Raw genomic sequence first — 14472 nt, forward strand, 5'->3', positions numbered from 1 at the left:
CACCTCGTTCTCTCGTTGTTCACTGATCGCGGTCTTGCTGGATGTTGTTTCCCTTGCTGGATCCTGGAATGTCACGGGCCGCGGTTCTCCACGACGGTGCCGCCACCGCCCTCCACCGCGTCGGTGATGCGGCCGAGCGTGGTGATCACGGCCCGCCGGCCGCCGTTCTCCACGAAGCGGACCGCGGCCTCGACCTTGGGCCCCATGCTGCCGCCGGCGAACTGCCCCGCGTCGGCGTGGGCACGCAACTCGGCGGGTGTGGCCCGCTCGATCGGACGTTCCAGGTCGGTGCCGAAATCGACCATCGCGTAGGGCACATCGGTCGCGATGACCAGAATGTCCGCGCCGACCTCGGTCGCCAGCAGCGCGGCGGTCAGATCCTTGTCCAGGACCGCCTCGGTCTCGCCGTCGCCGCGCTCGGCCACCGGGATCCCGCCTCCCCCGGCCGCCACGGTGACGAATCCCGCCGCCAGCAGGGCGCGGACGGCGTCGGCGTCCAGGACGGAGATCGGTTCCGGTGACGGGACGACCCGCCGCCAGCCGCGTGTCCCCCGGTCCTCCCAGTGCTGGCCGAGTGCGGCGAAGCGCTCCGCCTCGGCACGGGGCAGGTAGCGGCCGACCGGCTTCGTCGGCCGCTCGAACGCGGGATCACCGGGATCGACGAGGGTCCGGGTGACCACCGCGGCCACCGGCACCTGCCGTCCACGCCGGCGCAGAGCGGCCTCAAGCGCGGAGACGATCGTGAAGCCCAGCGTTCCCTGGGTCTGCGCGACGCACCAGTCGAGCGGCACGGGCGGGACGACACCCGCGGCCAGTTCGTTCTTCACCAGCAGATTGCCAACCTGGGGGCCGTTACCGTGGGTGAGGACGACCTCGGTACCGGCGGCCACGAGGTCCGCGACGCATTCCATGGCCGCCTCGACCGCGGAGCGCTGCGCGTCCGGCGTGGCGCTCCCGTCGGGACCCGTCATGGCGTTGCCGCCCAGGGCGACGAGCACGCGTGCGGGCTCGGGAATCGGCATGCTGTGGGCTCTCCTGTCGTAGTCCGGCGCGGCCCTGCCGCCGCCGGTGGCTGTCTGGGTGGGAAGCGCGGTTCCGCGCCCGAACGGTCGGCGACCACGGATCAACGTTGACCCGGCAGGTGCCGTTCGGCCTGCGGGTGCGCGGCCTCGGCGCGGGCAACGCGTCGCGGGTCCGGTGCGGCATAGCGCCCCAGGCGGTCGGCCAGCCGCCGGTCGGCGGGGCGACGCAGCAGCCCGACCAGTTCGTATTCGAGCGCGCACGCGAGGCGGGCGAGGAAGTCCGCCGGCTCGTCGGCGGCGTCGGGACGCTCGGCGACGACACGGTCGACGACACCGTCGCGCAACAGGTCGAGTGAGCGGATGCCCTGCTTGTGGGCGAGTTCGGCGGCCCTGCCGGCCGTCCGGTAGCGGATGGCCGAGGCGCCCTCGGGCGGCAGCGGCGACAGCCATCCGTGCTGCGCGCACAGCACCCGGTCGGCGGGCAGCAGCGCGAGCGCGCCGCCGCCCGCGCCCTCCCCGAGGATCAGGCAGAGGGTGGGGACGGGCAGGGTGACCATCTCGGCGAGGCAGCGGGCGATCGCACCCGCGAGCCCGCCCTCCTCGGCCTCCTTGCTGAGGGCGGCTCCGGCCGTGTCGACGACGCTGAGCAGAGGCAGGTCGAGCTCGGCGGCCAGGCGCATGCCGCGCCGTGCCACCCGCAGCGCCGCCGGGCCCAACGGGCCGTACTGGTTCTGCCGCTGCCGATCTTGGCCAAGGACCACGCACGGCGCCCCGCCGAAGCGTGCGAGCGCCAGCAGGAGCCCTGGGTCGCTCTCGCCCTCACCGGTGCCGTTCAGGGGGACGACATCGGCGGCCCAGCGCAGAAGGGCACGTACCCCGGGGCGGTCTGGACGGCGGGACAGCTCGACCGAGGTCCAGGCCGGGGTGTCCGCGAGCTTCTCCAGTGGCAGCGGGGTGGCCTCGGGAAGCCGCTCGTGCCGAGCGGCGACGATGTCCAGCACCCGGGCCGCCACCGCCCGCAGGCCGCCGGGTTCGACGACCGCGTCGAGGAGGCCTCGCGCGTGCAGGTTCTCGGCGATCTGGACGCCGGGCGGGAAGGGTTCGCCGTGCAGCGCCTCGTACACCCGCGGCCCGAGGAAGCCGATCAGCGCGCCAGGCTCGGCGGCCGTGACATGGCCGAGCGAGCCCCAGGAGGCGAGCGCCCCACCGGTCGTCGGGTGGCGCAGATAGGTGAGGTAGGGCAGCCCGGCGGCACGGTGCGCGGCGATCGCGGCGGAGATCGGGATCATCTGAACGACCGCGCTCGTGCCCTCCTGCATCCGGGTTCCACCGGACGTCGGCGAGGCGAGCAGCGGCAGGCCCTCGGCGGTCGCGCGTTCGACGGCCGTGACCAGCCGTCGCGCGGCGGCGGTCCCGATCGATCCCGCCAGGAAGGAGAACTCGCAGGCGATGACGGCGACCCGCCGCCCCTGGATGCGGCCCTCGCCGGTGGTCACGGACTCGTCGGCGCCGGTGCGCTCGCGTGCTTCGCGGAGTTCCTCGGCGTAGTCGGCGTCCAGGTCGGCGGGCTGTTGCGGTGGTGTGTCCCAGGTGATCCAGGTGCCCGGGTCCAGGACGAGGCGGATCAGCTCCCTGCCCCCGGTGCGTTCGCGGCGCGGCACGGCGGGCGCCTCGGCGGGACCGGCGTCCCGAGGCTGGGTCGAGGCGCTCATGCGCCCACCGCCGCGGTACCGCGCCCGTGCCGGGCGACGGCGTGCTGTTCGCGGGCGTCCTCGGCGTCGAGCCAGTCCAGGACCGCGTCCGTATGCTCGCCCAGCGTCGGAGGCGCCTCGTGGCGGCGCCGACCGCCCCCGTCGAGGCGGACCGCCGGACCGGGGATGCGCACCGGTCCGAGTGTGCTGTGCACGAGGTCGAGCAGCAGCCCCTGCGACCGCGTCTGGTCCCATTCGTACACCCGGTCCAGGGTGCGGACCTCGCCCGCCGGGACACCGGCCTCGGCCAGTTCCGCCAGCAGCTCGTCCACGCTCCGGTCGGCGAACGCCGCGTTGATCACATCGGTGAGGTCGTCACGGTTGGCGACCCGGTCGGCGTTGACCGCGAACCGCGGGTCGTCCGCGGCGAGCCCGACCAGCGGCGCGAAGGTCTCCCACAGCCTCTCGCCGCCGACGGCGATCTGGATGACGGCATCCCGGCAGCGGTAGGAGCCGTAGGGCTGGAGTGAGGGGTGCAGGTTGCCCTGCGCCCGTCCGACCTGCCCGGCGACCGTGTAGTTCGTGCCCTGGAAGGCGTGCACCCCGACGATCGCGGCCAGCAGCGAGGTGCGCACGACACGCCCGACGCCCGTGCGCTCACGCTCGTGCAGTGCGGCCAGCACTCCGTACGCGCCGTACATCCCCGCCAGGACGTCCCCGACCGGTACGCCGATGCGGGTCGGCTCGTCCGGGCCGGGCCCGGTCAGGCTCATCAGCCCGGCCTCGCCCTGCGCGATCTGGTCGTAGCCCGGACGGCCGCCCTGGGGGCCGTCGTGACCGAACCCGGTGATCGAGAGCACCACCAGGCGCGGGTTGAGCCGGTGCAGTTCCTCGATGGGGAAGCCGAGCCGGTCCAGGACGCCGGTGCGGAAGTTCTCCACCAGCACGTCGCAGCGCCGCGCCAGCCGGGCCAGCGTCCGCCGCCCGTCGTCCGACTTCAGGTCCAGGAGCATGGACTCCTTGTTGCGGTTGCAGGACAGGAAGTAGGTCGACTCGCGAGCGTCCTCGGGCCCGACGAACGGCGGTCCCCAGCCCCGGGTGTCGTCTCCGCCCCGGGGATGTTCCACCTTGATGACGCGGGCGCCCATGTCGCCGAGCATCATCGCGGCGTGCGGGCCGGCGAGGGCCCGGGAGAGGTCGAGTACGACGAGGTCGCACAGTGGTCCGCTCACGTCGGGGCATCTCCTTTCTTGCGGGTGGGCCCAAGCGGCGTGAAGCATCGGGCCGAACGGTTGGCGAGGCACTCAGGCTAGGCAGGCGAACATCCGGTGCTCGTCGTCAATATCCGCCCGAGGTTCGCGCATTCTTTGGCTGATTCTGTGATGGGTCGGTGCCTGCGGAAGCCGGGAGCGGGCCCGGTCGCGACCGTGTTCTCAGCCGTGCGGGAAGGCCGTCCTCGCAGGCCGCACCAGGTCGTCCGCATAACGGCGGAGCAGTTCGAGGTTGCGGTCGGCGAGATGGTCGAACACCTGGGGAACGCTCGACCCCGGGGTGAGCCCGGCGAGGGCGCGGGACGGCTCCAGATGCGCCGTGACCCACCCCTCGTGGGAGGAGCCGCGGGCGACCACCTCCGCCCCCGGCGTGACGATCATCGAGTTGCCGAAGTAGAGCACTCCGGCCGGATCCGCGCCGGTGGCGTTGGCGCCCACCAGGTAGACGTGGTTGTCGTAGGCCCGCGCCCGGCAGGTCAGTTCCCACAGGTCGGCCGACCGCAGCAGCGCCGACGGGCGGCAGATGACCTCCGCCCCCCGGACGGCCTGGATCCGGCTCAGCTCCGGGTAGTCGCCGTCGAAGCAGATGATCATGCCGATGCGGCCGAGGGCGGTGTCGACGACCGTGACACTGTTGCCCGGGACCACCCAACCGCCACCGGAACGCCGCTCGCCCCCGAACGGATGGGTCTTGCGGTAGACGCCGAGCACCTGGCCGTCCGGACCCGCCAGTACCGCCGAGTTGTGAACGGTCCCGCGTTCGGAGCCGCGTTCATAGGTTCCCCACACGAGGTGTGCTCCGAGCTCGCGGGCGCACTCCTGGAAGGGCTCCGTGAGCGTCCCGGGGGCGTCGTCGACGAGGTCCCACAGGGCCTCGGCGCCGATCGCCGGCGTGAACCCGGTGGTAACGCTCTCGGGCAGCACGACCAGGTCGGCGCCGGTGGAGGCCACGCATCTCCTGGTCCACGCGAGCGCGTGGTCGATGTTCTCCTTGACCACGGCCAAGGTGAGCGGGCCGGGCCTCGGGGCGACCTGGACGGCCGCCGCGGTGAACGCGCGCATGAGATCGTTTCTCCTGGCGTTGAGGTCTACGTCGACGGGTGTGGCGCGTTCACCGCACCGGGCGAAGAAGGTTCGGCCCCTTTCCGGTCTTCCCCGACGGACTTCCGGGGTCGAGGGTGGGCCAAGGCATTCAGCACGTGGTAGGAGACCAGCGTGATGATCGTGCCCAGTGCGATGCCCTGGATGGTGAAGTCCTCGGAGAACTTCAGCGTGACCCCGCCGATGCCCATGATCACTCCGGCCGCGACCGGGATGAGGTTGACGGGGTCACCGAAGTCCACCGCGTTCTCGAACCAGATCTTGACCCCGAGCAGGCCGATCATGCCGTAGAGGACGACGGTCACACCGCCGAGCACGCCGCCCGGCGTGGCGGCGATGACCGCCCCGACCTTCGGACAGAACCCGATGAGGATCGCGACGCCCGCCGCGACGTAGTAGGCGGCCGTGGAGTAGACCCTCGTCGCGGCCATGACACCGATGTTCTCGGCGTAGGTGGTCGTGGGAGAGCCGCCCACGCCGCTGGCCATGGCCGTGCCGAGGCCGTCGGCGAAGATCGCCCTGCCCAGGCTGCCGTCGAGGTCGGTACGGGTCATCTCGGCGACCGCCTTGACGTGCCCGGCGTTCTCGGCGATGAGCGCGACGACCGCCGGGAGGGCGAGCAGGATCGCCGAGGTCTTGAAGTCCGGGGCATGCGTGTGCGGCAGCCCGATCCAGTCGGCGCCGCCGACTCCCGACAGATCGATCCTGTCGTGCGCGAACGCCTTGCCTCCGTTGGCGCCGGGGATCACGGAGGTGATCGGCCCGAAGAGCCCGTCGAAGGCCCAGGAGAGCGCGTAGCCGAGGACCAGTCCGAGGAAGACCGCGATCCGGCCCCAGAAACCGCGCAGCAGCACGATCATCGAGATGACGCCGATCATGGTGATGAACGCGATCCACTGGTCCTGCGGCCAGTACGTGGAAGCCACGACGGGCGCGAGGTTGAAGCCGATGAGCAGGACCACGGCGCCGGAGACGACCGGCGGCAGGACTCTGTTGATCGCCTGCGCGCCGACCAGGCGTATCAGCAGCCCCGCGAGAGCGAGGACGACACCCGCGACGAGGATGGCTCCGGTGACGGTGGAGCTGGTGCCGCCGCCCGCGCGGATCGCCGCCACCGCGCCGAAGAACGAGGCGCTGGTGCCGAGATAGCTCGGGACCTTGCCCTGCACGATGAGCAGGAAGAGCACCGTGGAGACGCCCGACATCAGGATCGCCAGGTTGGGGTCGAGCCCCATGATGATCGGGAAGACGAACGTCGCGCCGAACATGGCGACGACGTGTTGGGCCCCCAGCCCCATCGTGCGGCCCCAGGAGAGCCTTTCGTCCGGGAGGACGATCTCGCCCGGACGTGGTGTACTGCCGTCCCCGTGGAGTTTCCAGCCAAAGCCGAGTGCCATCTTCTGCCGCCTTCCAGGCGTATGGGGAGTGAGAGGGCATGGCACCTCGCACCGCCCGGCACCTGTGAATGTTGGAGACCTGCGGACGCCCTTCCGGCGCCGAGGTGGGGGCAACGTTACGAGCCGTATTTCGGGGCAGCATGAGCTGTGTCTGCCATGTCATCCCGGGATCTGTTGGCAGAATCATCCAAGGACATCGGTTGCTCCCTGAGGCGGTCGGCGCTGGGCCGCCTCGATGCCGGAGTCGGCCCCCGAGACCCGGGGTGCGGCGGCACCTGATGTCGTGACATCTGCTAACCGTTTCCGGATCGCGTTGGCACTGTGCGCTGTCGCTGGCCGGATACTCGCTGGTTAGCGTCGGCCTACCAATCGTGAGCCGGAGTGTCGTGCAACGGCCCGAGGAGGACCCATGGGCGAGCCAGAAGGCAGGGCGTCGGCCAACCGGGATGTGCTCGTGCGTAGCCTCGACAACCTCTTCTCGGTGGCGATGATCGGCGGCGAGCACGCGATGGTGATCGATGAGGGCGCGAATTCCACGGTGACGGGATCGGCCCCACCCGTTCGGGCTGATCCTCTCGGCGTAGCGCCGGTCGCTCAATCTGGTCGAGACGGTGGAATTCGCCAAATGACCGGCGGTCGTACCGCCCGGCAGACCTCTCCACGCCGTGGAGAAGCGAAAGGAAGAACTGGGACATGGCTGCAGATCAGGACCCGCCGTTCGACCTCGTCGTCCGCGACGCCCGGCTCCTGGACGGCCGGGTGGTCTCGCTGGGGATCCGCGACGGGCTCTACCAGGCCATTGCCGAGGACCCCGCCGACGCGGGGGCGCTGCGCGCGGGCGAGGTGATCCCGGCGGAGGGACGCCTGGTCACCGAATCGTTCGTCAACGGCCACATGCACCTCGACAAGGTGTACACCCTTCCCATGGCCGGTGAGGCCGCGCTGCGCGAGTACACCGCGGGGGCGATGGGAGCGGCGATCCGCTCGATCGTCGAATCGGCCTCCGCCGTCAAGGCGAAGTACGACCGCGCGTGGATCATGCCCAACGTCCGCAAGGCCCTCGATCTGGCCGTGCTCAACGGGGTGCTGCACATTCAGGCGTTCGTGGACGTGGACACCACCGCAGGCCTGGAGGGTATGGAGGCGGTGCTGGCCGTCCGGGACGAGTACGAGGGCATGCTCGACCTCCAGGTGGTGGCCTTTCCCCAGGACGGGCTGTTGCGCGACGAGGGCGCGGCGAAGCTGTGCGAACAGGCGTTGCGGCTCGGGGCGGACGTCGTCGGCGGGATCCCCTGGATCGAGCATTCGGACAAGGACTCCCGGGCGCACGTCGACTGGGCGTGCGAACTGGCCGCCGCCAGCGGCAGGCGGGTGGCGATGCTGGTGGACGACGCGGGCGACCCAGCGCTGCGGACCACCGCGATGCTGGCCGAGGCGATGCTGGAGCACGGGCTGATCGGACGTGGGGTCGCCTGCCACGCCCGCGCCGTGGGCCAGTACCCGCCTCCCTCGGTTCACCGGCTGATGGACCTCGCCACCGCCGCTGGCCTCGGGTTCGTGTCCGACCCGCACACCGGCCCGCTGCACCTGCCGGTCCGCGAGTTCTTCGACGGCGGGCTGCCGGTGGCGCTCGGCCAGGACGACATCGAGGACGCCTACTACCCGTTCGGCCGGCACAACATGCTGGAAGTGGCCTTCCTCGCGGCCCATGCGCTCGGCTTCCTGTCCGCCAGGGAACAGCTCGATCTGCTGGATCTGGTCACCCGGCGCGCCGCCCGTGTCCTCGGCGTCAGCGGGCATGCCGTCGCGGTCGGCAATCCGGCGAACCTCTGCGTCCATCAGGCCGAGCGCGTGGTGGACCTCCTGCGCGAACACGAGAGGCCGCGCTGGGTGGTACGCGAGGGACGTGTGATCGCCGAGTCCGAGTGCACCAGTCGCATCGTGAGGTAAGAGCCGGCACGCGAGGCGGCCGTTTCCCACAGCGGGGAACGGCCGCCATTGTCGTCGTGTGGGCGCGAACGCCGCCCCCGTTCACACCACGGCACCGTCCCTTCGACGCAAGACCCCGGCTCCGCACCCGTCCCGGGGACAGAGGGACGGACGCGGAGCCGGTGTGCTTTCCGGACCGGGGCGGCTGTGCCCCGCCCCAGCGGTGGTTACGGCGGTGGCTACAGTGGCGGCGCCGCTTCGGCCAGCGCCTCGATCGCCGCCGTGAAGCACACGGCCGGCGGATTGACCAGGCCGGCACCGACCTGCCCGGTGCCCGGCACGCGCCCGGCGATGCCGGTGTTGATCTGCGGCAGGATCCCGGTGCGCACGACCTTGGTGACGTCGATGCCGGTGGGCGTGCCGCGGAAGTCGAGCACCGGCACCTGGTACGCCGGGTTCTCGGTCAGCGTGATCTCGTACATCCGCCGGGTCGCCGCCAGGGCGTCGTCCACCTGCCCGCCGACGAACCGCACGATCGCCGGGGCCGCCGCCATCGCGAACCCACCGATTCCCGCCGTCTCAGTGATCGCCGAGTCGCCGATGTCGGGATTGGCGTCCTTGGATCCGTACGCGCCCAGGTACAGCCCTTCGGGGACGGCGGCCGGGCCGGTGAACCAGCTGTCTCCGGTTCCCGACACCTGGATGCCGAAGTCGGTGCCGTTGCGGGCCATCGCCACCACCAGGGTGGATCCCGGCACGTCCCGGGCCGCGTCCATGGCCAGCTTGCAGGCGGGCATGTCCAGGTTGAGGAAGAAGTGCTCGTTGCCGCCGATGAAGCGCACCGCCTCGGCCACGTCGGACGACGGCGCGCCGCTGTCGACCATCGCCGGCGCCAGGTCCCGGAGCAGCGTCAGGGTGCCTGCGCGGTTGCGGTTGTGGCCCTCATCGCCCATCTGCAGCATCTGCGCGATGATCGCCCGGATGTCGAGCGGACCGTGCGCGCGCACCGCGGAGCGCAGCAGCGGCCCCAGCACCGCCGACATCCAGCCGAGCCGTTCCAGGACTTCCGGACCGTAGGCGCCGTAGCGCAGGACCTTGCCCAGGCCCTCGTTGAGGGAGCACCAGGCGCGGGTGCCGTGGGTGGTGTCCAGCAGTTCGAACATCCACATCGAAGGGCTGACCACGCCAGCCATCGGGCCGACCGCGCGGTGGTGATGGCAGGGATCGAGCTCGGCCCGCCCGGACTCCAGGTACGCCTGCGCCGCCTCCGGGGTGTCCGCCAGTCCCTCGAAGAGGACCGCGCCGATCAGCGCGCCACGCAGTGGCCCCGACGCGCGCTCCCAGTCGACCGGCGGCCCCGCGTGCCGGAACTGCCCCGGCGCGAGGTCGAGTGCCGCGCTCGCCGGCCGGACGTCGACGAGATGCGGCGTCGAGGCGAGCACCCGGGCCACGGCCCGCGCGTTGGCGTCCTCGCGGCGCGGGTCGGCCAGCACCCGGGCCACCGCCGCGCCGGTACCGGGCAGCGGAGGACGCCAGTCGACCGGCGTGACCGGTACGGCCTGCGCCGCCAGCGCGTCGGCGAACAGGGCGGCTCCCACGGTGACCACGGACGGGTCCCGCGCGAGGAGATCATGCTCGATCATGCGTTCGGCCCTTCTGCGCCGGATTCCCTTGTACCGGATTTCTTGATGAGCGCCACGGCCCGGCGAGCGGCCTCGGCGTTGGACAGGTACACCTCGGCCCCGGCGTCCGCCAGGACGCCGGCCTGCACCTGCAAGTCCTGCGCGTCCAGGTCGGTGCCGCACAGCGAGACGACGACAGGGGGCGCGGCCGTTCCCGCGGCCCGCAGCGCCTCGGCCACCCCCGCCGCCGGATCGGCGTGGGAGCCCGCTCCGATGAGCACGTCCAGCAGGACCGCGCCGGTCGTGGGATCGGCCAGTTCCTCGCTCAGCCGCTCCAGGCGCAGACCGGGGTCGATCATCGGGTGCGCGCGTCCGGCGGTCAGCGCGTCATCCCCGAAGTCGATCATGAAGTGGCCGGTCGAGCGCAGGTCGGTAGGCAGCGCCCAGTCCGGCTCCAGCGGGATGTTCGAGGCGACCGGTCCGAGCGCGCCCGCGGCGATGACCATGGCCTCGTCGCACAGCGTCCCCCCACAGAACAGTCCTCGCAGCGCCCCGGCCCGGGAGACCGGCGGACGGGCTGGGCGCCACGAGGGCCAGCCCGGATGGGGGTGTCCGAGCGCGGCCAGGGCCTTGGTCGCCGCGGCGGTCAGGTCGTCCTGGCCACGGCCGAGAAAGGCCAGTTGCACCGGTGTGGTCAGCGTCGCGGCGAAGCGGGCGACCTCGGCGGCCACCCCGGGTGCCGGGGGCTTGGACACCACGACGATCAACTCGGTCCCCGGATCGGCGTCCAGCAGGGCCAGCGCCTGCCGGGTCGACCGCGCCCCGACCTCCTCGGACAGGTCCCGGCCGCCCACGCCGAGGCAGTGGCTGAGGCCCGAACCCGCCGCGTGCAGCAGGCACATGAGCTGCTGTGCGCCGGTACCGGAGGCCGCGACGACGCCGACCGGGCCCGGCCGCACGGTGTTGGCGAAACCCAGACCCACCCCGCCGACCACCACCGTGCCGCAGTCCGGGCCCATCACCAGCCGCCCGCGTGCGCTGGCCACATCCTTGAGGCGCACCTCGTGCTCGATGGGCACGTTGTCGCTGAACACCAGCACGTCGAGCCCGGCCTCCAGCGCGTCCATGGCCTCGGCGAACGCGTGCGGGCCGGGGACCGAGACCAGGGCGATGTTGGCCCCGCCCGCGGTCGCCGCGGCCGTGCGCACCGTCCGCGGTGCGGCGTCGGTACCGCTGCGCGCCGGGGTGGGGGCCGGCGTGGTCAGCACCTCTTCCAAGACCTGGCGGGCACGGCCCAGCGCCTCCTCGTCGGTGGCCCGGATCGCGATCAGCAGGTCGTTGGAGCCCGCGCCGTCCGGTGCCTCAAATCCCATTCCGGACAGCAGGGCCAGGTTCAGCTCGGTCGCCATGGCCACCAGTGCCTGGTCGACCCCGTCCACGGCGGTGACCGAGCGGCTCACCTCCATCAGGCTCACCGAATCGCGGTAGGTTCCGCGGCGCACTTCCAAAGCGCTGCTCACGAATTCTCCTCTCCTAGGGGATGTGGGGGTATCGGGGCGGCAGGGGCGCGTCCGAAGCGGTCCGGGCCGGGCACCGGACGAGCCGCCACGGAGGATCAGGGCACGGCGCCGGGGGCGGCGCGGCAGCCCCCAGGACCGCCCGGGTCGCCGCCACCACCCCGAGCGCGAGGTCCGCGCCCGACGTGTGGCCGACCGGCAGCAGTTCTCCCAGACGGGACGCCACGGACGCGTGGCCACCGACCGCGTCGACCAGGCCGATCACCTGAGGGCAGCCGTCGCCCCGGGCGGCGTGGTCGAGCAGCGCCGCCGAGAGCGCGGTCGTCCGGCCGGGCGCGAGGCGCCCGACGCGTGCGCCGAGCGCGCTCGCGAAGCCCGCCCGCGGGTGCGGGGGTGGCGTCAGGTGGCGATGAGCCAACAGGAAGCCCGCCAGAACGTCGTCGCCGCTCGGGGTCAGCCCCGGGCCGAGACCCACCAGGCGGGACGCCGCGTGCGCCGTCTCGTCGAGATCGCCGCGCGTCGCACTCCGGACCAGGCCGTCCAGATCCGCGTGTGCCGCTGGCGGCAGCCCGGTGGGCACCATGGCGGCCTCAAGGACGTCGAGCCCGGCCCGCAAGGCGACCGTGCCGTGTGCCGGAAGCGGGCGTCGCGGCGTCCACCAGCGGGCCACCGTCACCGTGAGCGGCCCCATGCGCAGCCTGCCGGCGCCCAGCCAAGCCGGACCCGCGTTCGTCACCGCCGAGAACGGCGCGGCGGCACGCGGTGTCGCCAGGACCACGGAGTTGGGCAGCCGGACGGCGTCCGTGCTACACACCGCGACCACCGTGCCGGCTTCGTGTACCAGGTAGACCACGGCTGGGAAGACCCCGAGCACCCGGGCGGGACGGAGCGGCCCCCTCAGCACCGCGTCCAGTCTCCGGGAGGCGGCTCCGGGCATCGCCCGCCGCGCTGATGGCTCCGGGGAGCGGAGGTACTTGGCCGGGATCACTCGGTTCCTCCTGAGGTTGGAATGAGCACGTGGTGCTACTGATGCGCATGTTCGACTACTGGATGGTCTGATAGCTGACGATCCAGTCGCAGACAACTCGGGAATCCGTATTTTCGACGGTGAGAGGAGTGGAGCGCCTGGTGCGAACGTAGTCGAGGCGTTACGGTGCACCCATGGGCAGATTTGCCAACCAAAAGCCGGATACTTTGCGCATTGTGCCAACAGGCCAGGATGGCAGCGTCTCGGACCCGGCACCCGGAGCCGCCGGTGTTCGGCCGTCCCATACCGGCACGCTGGGGCGCGGGGTGCCCGTCAGCGAGGTGCTCAGCGTGTCCAGCCTGGCGGGCGCGCAGCTGGTCGCCGGGGCGAGCGGCCTACACCGCACCGTCCAGCGGCTGAACGTCATGGAGGTGCCCGACATCCTCCCCTGGACGAAGCCCAACGAGTTGCTGCTCACCACCGGATATCCGCTCCGGGAGATCCCGGAGTCGCTCGGCGACCTCGTCGCCCAGTTGCACGCACGCCGGTTGGCCGCCGTGGGGGTCAAGCTCGGCCGGTACCTGGACCGGCTTCCGCCCGAGATGCTGGAGGCCGCCGACCGGGTCGGGCTCCCGGTGATCCGGCTGCCCGACGACGTCGCGTTCGACGACATCATCAACCAGGTGCTCACCGACATCCTCAACCGGCAGGCCGCCGTCCTCGCCCGCTCGGAGGAGGCGCACCGCGCGCTGGTGGAGGTCGTCCTGGCGGGGGGCGGCCTCGACGCAATCACCGACCAGCTTGGCCAGGTGCTGGACGGCACCGCGCTCGTCACCACGCCGGGCGGCCAGGTGCTGGCCCAGTCGCCGCCCCCGGAGGCGGACTGGCCACCGGGCGGCCCCGAGCTGTGGGACTCCGACGGCCGCCTGCGCGTCGAACGCCTCAAGCACGGCACCGGCGTGCCGGCGGAGCGCGGCGCGCCCGTCGCCATGGTGCCGATCATCGCCGGGGCCCTCGACCACGGCTGGATCGTGCTCGTCGCCGGTGGCCGCCTGCTGGAGGAGAGCGATGTGCACGTGCTGGAGCGTGCCGCCACGACGGCCGCGCTGGTCATCACCAAGGAACTCGCGGTCAGCGCCGTGGAGAGCAAGTACCGGGGCGACTTCCTGCACGACCTCCTGGCCGGACACGCCGGCGATCCCGATCACGCGGTACGGCACTGTGCCTCGCTCGGCTGGGACATCGACCGGCCGCTGGTCGTCCTCGTCGCCCAACTGGATCCCGGTGATGCGCCCGAACCCCACTCCCCCGACCTGCGCTCGGCGACCGAACGATTCGCGACCGCCTGGCGCAGGGTGGTGGGCGAACACGACCCGAAGGCCGCCGTCGTCGGTTACAGCCAGGAACTGGTCGTCGTGATGGGCGTGCCCACACGGGGGTCACCCCGGGAGACGGTCCGCAAGATGGTCGCCCAGTTGTCCGGCGACGGCGGGGTCAGGCGCCCGTTCGCCACCGGGATCAGCCGGGTCGTCACCGAGCCGGTACTCCTGCCCCAGGCGTATGCGCAGGCCCGGCGCGCGGCCACCGTGGGCCACCGGATGCACGGTCCGGGATCGGTCGAAGACTTCGACGGTCTCGGGGTGTACCGGCTGCTCAGCCTCGTCCCCGACTCCGCCGAACTGACGGGCTTCATGCGGGAGACCCTGCGCGACCTGGCATTCGGTGACGACGTCGAGACCGTCGACCTGCGTACCACGCTGCAGGTGCTCCTCGACACCAACAACGTCGCCGAGACCGCGCGGATTCTGCACTTCCACTACAACACCCTGCGGTATCGCGTCGGCAAACTCGAACGACTCCTGGGCCCCTTCACCACGGATCCGCACCTACGCCTGAACCTGATGCTCGCACTCCAAGTCCAGCGCATGCAGGGCCTGTGACCCCAGCGCCTCCCC

General features: G+C 72.0%; 10 protein-coding genes. 2 read left to right on the forward strand and 8 right to left on the reverse strand.

Going from position 1 to position 14472, the window contains the following annotated elements; translation table 11 throughout:
* Positions 1-71: 71 nt before the first annotated feature.
* From AMA02S_RS25530 to AMA02S_RS25550, 5 genes are all read right to left on the reverse strand, one after another.
* The gene (locus tag AMA02S_RS25530) at positions 72-1022 is read right to left on the reverse strand and encodes a carbamate kinase (RefSeq protein ID WP_067462179.1); all 951 of its coding nucleotides are present in this window, start codon (positions 1020-1022) and stop codon (positions 72-74) included.
* Positions 1023-1123: 101 nt separating this feature from the next.
* Complete coding sequence (locus AMA02S_RS25535; protein WP_084265589.1) at positions 1124-2734, reverse strand: carboxyl transferase domain-containing protein; 1611 nt, start codon at positions 2732-2734, stop codon at positions 1124-1126.
* Entirely contained in the window at positions 2731-3945 is a 1215-nt protein-coding gene (locus AMA02S_RS25540) for a CaiB/BaiF CoA transferase family protein (protein WP_067462182.1), read from the reverse strand. The genes AMA02S_RS25535 and AMA02S_RS25540 overlap by 4 nt, the downstream gene beginning before the upstream one ends.
* Before the next feature lie 201 nt (positions 3946-4146).
* A complete protein-coding gene (locus AMA02S_RS25545; protein ID WP_067462185.1) occupies positions 4147-5046 on the reverse strand; it encodes a carbon-nitrogen hydrolase family protein in 900 nt (299 codons plus the stop codon).
* 26 nt (positions 5047-5072) lie between these two features.
* The gene (locus AMA02S_RS25550) at positions 5073-6482 is read right to left on the reverse strand and encodes a uracil-xanthine permease family protein (protein ID WP_084265590.1); all 1410 of its coding nucleotides are present in this window, start codon (positions 6480-6482) and stop codon (positions 5073-5075) included.
* Positions 6483-7175: 693 nt separating this feature from the next.
* Between AMA02S_RS25550 and AMA02S_RS25555 the strand changes: the two genes are divergently transcribed.
* Positions 7176-8432, forward strand: a complete 1257-nt coding sequence (locus tag AMA02S_RS25555) for an amidohydrolase family protein (RefSeq protein WP_067462188.1) — start codon at positions 7176-7178, stop codon at positions 8430-8432.
* A 218-nt stretch (positions 8433-8650) separates the two neighbouring features.
* Here the strand turns inward: AMA02S_RS25555 and AMA02S_RS25560 are convergent, their stop codons facing one another.
* Genes AMA02S_RS25560 through AMA02S_RS25570 form a run of 3 tightly spaced genes read right to left on the reverse strand, consistent with a single transcriptional unit; the run spans position 8651 to position 12538 of the window.
* Entirely contained in the window at positions 8651-10054 is a 1404-nt protein-coding gene (locus tag AMA02S_RS25560) for a YlbE family protein (RefSeq protein ID WP_067462191.1), read from the reverse strand.
* Complete coding sequence (locus tag AMA02S_RS25565) at positions 10051-11553, reverse strand: AllF/FdrA family protein (RefSeq protein ID WP_067462194.1); 1503 nt, start codon at positions 11551-11553, stop codon at positions 10051-10053. The genes AMA02S_RS25560 and AMA02S_RS25565 overlap by 4 nt, the downstream gene beginning before the upstream one ends.
* Positions 11554-11566: 13 nt before the next feature.
* Positions 11567-12538 carry an oxamate carbamoyltransferase subunit AllH family protein gene (locus AMA02S_RS25570; RefSeq protein WP_067462197.1) on the reverse strand — a complete coding sequence of 324 codons (972 nt, stop codon included), beginning with the start codon at positions 12536-12538 and terminating at the stop codon, positions 11567-11569.
* A gap of 329 nt (positions 12539-12867) precedes the next feature.
* Here AMA02S_RS25570 and AMA02S_RS25575 point away from each other — a divergent pair, with 329 nt between their 5' ends.
* Entirely contained in the window at positions 12868-14457 is a 1590-nt protein-coding gene (locus tag AMA02S_RS25575) for a PucR family transcriptional regulator (protein WP_245667823.1), read from the forward strand.
* The last annotated feature ends 15 nt before the right edge of the window (positions 14458-14472 follow it).

It is taken from the genome of Actinomadura macra NBRC 14102 (assembly GCF_001552215.1).
Taxonomy (GTDB): Bacteria; Actinomycetota; Actinomycetes; order Streptosporangiales; family Streptosporangiaceae; genus Spirillospora; species Spirillospora macra.

What these genes read in the sequence shown, in the direction of transcription:
- AMA02S_RS25550 (WP_084265590.1), bottom strand. Translation starts at nt 6,482, where the DNA reads ATGGCACTCGGCTTTGGCTGGAAACTCCACGGGGACGGCAGTACACCA.
- AMA02S_RS25555 (WP_067462188.1), top strand. Translation starts at nt 7,176, where the DNA reads ATGGCTGCAGATCAGGACCCGCCGTTCGACCTCGTCGTCCGCGACGCC.
- AMA02S_RS25535 (WP_084265589.1), bottom strand. Translation starts at nt 2,734, where the DNA reads ATGAGCGCCTCGACCCAGCCTCGGGACGCCGGTCCCGCCGAGGCGCCC.
- AMA02S_RS25530 (WP_067462179.1), bottom strand. Translation starts at nt 1,022, where the DNA reads ATGCCGATTCCCGAGCCCGCACGCGTGCTCGTCGCCCTGGGCGGCAAC.
- AMA02S_RS25560 (WP_067462191.1), bottom strand. Translation starts at nt 10,054, where the DNA reads ATGATCGAGCATGATCTCCTCGCGCGGGACCCGTCCGTGGTCACCGTG.
- AMA02S_RS25545 (WP_067462185.1), bottom strand. Translation starts at nt 5,046, where the DNA reads ATGCGCGCGTTCACCGCGGCGGCCGTCCAGGTCGCCCCGAGGCCCGGC.